The following is a 2,369-nucleotide window of genomic DNA, read 5'->3' on the forward strand; positions in this document are numbered from 1 at the left end:
GAGTCTAGTTCAATTGATGCGCACTCATTAATTTGAAGGGTATTCACAGCATTGTTGCAATCGAAAGCTACATCTTCAGCCGAAACTGTAGCAGTAAAAACCAAGCTAGACAGAGCCAATAATAGTCGACTTTTCATCACTTTCCTCATAAGCACATAACGCCGCGTTAAGTGGTGAGCAACGCTACCACTACACTTAAAGTATTGTGCCGTAAACACTTAAGCTGAAGCAAACCAAAAATGCCGAGCGTTGGGAATCCGTCTTAAACGCTTTGTTATATGAATTATATCGCCAATAGTTTCCTATCGGTTACTTCAACTAACTCTCGAAAAAAACGTATGCACTTGTCTAGCTCATCACGCTTCACTATATGAGAAGACTGTTTATCAATTTGTGCTCTATGGACCGCTTCACCACGCTTTCTAAGCCAAGAGTTTAACGCAGTTCTTGAATCTTTTGCTGTGTGAAAGTTACCCCAAACCCAACTTTCAGTAACGTCTATACCGAAAAATTCTTGGAATAGATCCTTAGTTTTCTTAGAGTCTGGATTATTGAAAACTTTAAGATGATCATGCAATCGCCCTGTTATTATGCTGCCAACCTGAGAACCCATAACCATGCCATATTTAGCATTAATTAATTCGGAAGCTATATCTTCAACATACGTCTCCCAAGCAGTCAAAGTCATGATCAAAGTTGCTCGTTTTAGCACCTCTGGTGGACGCATACCACTATCACAGTGATTCATCGAGTCATAACAGGCTATTAACTCTTCTGAATCTGAAAGTGCTAACTCAAATTCCTTTCTTGCTTGAGACATATACATATATCCTCCTTATTCATATAACGCCCAATTAAGGTGCGACAACGCTATAAAAACCGAGCTAACCCATTACGCCGTAAACACAAATTTCAAACCGGAGTAAAATCGGCAAGCGTTAGGAGTCACTCTTAAATTGTTTGTTATATTTTTTCTTTCTCGATGTTTTGAATTGTATCCAGAACGTCGCTAGCAGACTGTATAGTTTTTCTTATCTCATCCAAAACACTGTCCAATGAAGCAATGACACTGCGTTTAGCTTTGTTAATTTGAACAGTTAACTTCGGCAAATTAGCGACGCTTTCCCTAAATCCTGAAAGTCCACCTTTTGCCGTTGCTGCAGATTTAAGCATTTCTCTCAAGTTTTGCTTGAGTTCATCAAGTCCCTCTTCATTCCCAGATAACTCAATTGAAATTGATATACCTTTACTAAGTGCATCAAATGCTTCTGTTCTTGATGACGTAGCAATAGCGACTTGAGAGTTAAGAATCTCAGAGTATCGAGTGAGGTCATCACTTGTTAGCTTTATAATTTTTCGTGCTTCTCTTTGGTCATAAGAACCATCTGTATTTGCTGAAGTTAACTTTGATACTTCTGCTGTACGACGATTGAATTGCACTCCGATCTTATTCGTTGCATCAGTCATTAATTCTAATGCTGAAGTCATATCAGCCATTCGGTCTTCATAGATATCTATGTAATCAAACAGCCCATAGTCCTCACTTTCATCGTTAAAGCCCTCAACCGTTTTAGACTCACCCATTTGCTCAGGTGAGTCTTTGACGGATAGTTTCTTAGACCATGATTGTGCAACTCGGCTTAAATGCCCCCTAAGAAGATTCTCAAAATCTTCTGTACTATCAAAGGTCCAATACAAACCGCCTTTTTCACCCATTTGCTCTTTGAGTGATTGAAGCTTTTGCAATTGAGCGAAATCCATTTTAGAGGGAGGTATAGCTTGATCTTTGAAATAGACCATAATGTCTAGAGAGCTTGGATCATTTTTATATTTCTGATAAGCCCGCTCGAACTCTTCGATAGTGCCAGATTCAGCAATATCTGTCGGAGAACCGACCTTACTCCAAAACAAAGCGATAAAAATGTCATATTCATCATTCAACTGCTGATTGATGACATCTTGAGGGTATTTGCCAAATCCAGGATGTATATCAGTTTCCCACTTCACTAGTTCCAATCGCAAATTTAAACTTCGACTCCAAGTTCGGTTTAACTCTGAGATAATCGACTCTAAAGCAGATCTTTCATCACTCACATCACCCGGGGACGCTACAAAGACACTAATTATTGTTTCACTTCTAGCCATGCTACTTCCTATTTATAAGTGACGAATTACATGAAAAATATAACGCCCAATTAAGTAGCTGACAACGCTACCAATACACTCAAATTTAACACCGAAATCACTGAAGCTAAAACAAGCTGAAAATGCCAAGCGTTGACAGTCTGCTTGAATTGCTTGTTATGTACGATGTTCCGAAATTAGCTTCCAATCAGTAGCGTTCAATACACTTTTAGGGAGGTAAATAT

At 38.9% G+C, this 2,369-nt stretch carries 2 protein-coding genes; both read right to left on the reverse strand.

All coding sequences use genetic code 11. The features are described 5' to 3' along the window. Positions 1 to 283: 283 nt before the first annotated feature. Positions 284 to 826, reverse strand: a complete 543-nt coding sequence (locus F0226_RS22220; RefSeq protein WP_171737668.1) for a HEPN domain-containing protein — start codon at positions 824 to 826, stop codon at positions 284 to 286. 137 nt (positions 827 to 963) lie between these two features. Beyond that, positions 964 to 2,145 (reverse strand): hypothetical protein, encoded by a 1,182-nt coding sequence (locus F0226_RS22225; protein WP_171737669.1) that lies wholly within the window; start codon positions 2,143 to 2,145, stop codon positions 964 to 966. Between the last annotated feature and the right edge of the window lie 224 nt (positions 2,146 to 2,369).

The sequence above is a fragment of the Vibrio sp. 99-70-13A1 genome (assembly GCF_013114625.1).
Classification (GTDB): Bacteria; Pseudomonadota; Gammaproteobacteria; order Enterobacterales; family Vibrionaceae; genus Vibrio.

What these genes read in the sequence shown, in the direction of transcription:
- F0226_RS22225 (WP_171737669.1), bottom strand. Translation starts at nt 2,145, where the DNA reads ATGGCTAGAAGTGAAACAATAATTAGTGTCTTTGTAGCGTCCCCGGGT.
- F0226_RS22220 (WP_171737668.1), bottom strand. Translation starts at nt 826, where the DNA reads ATGTATATGTCTCAAGCAAGAAAGGAATTTGAGTTAGCACTTTCAGAT.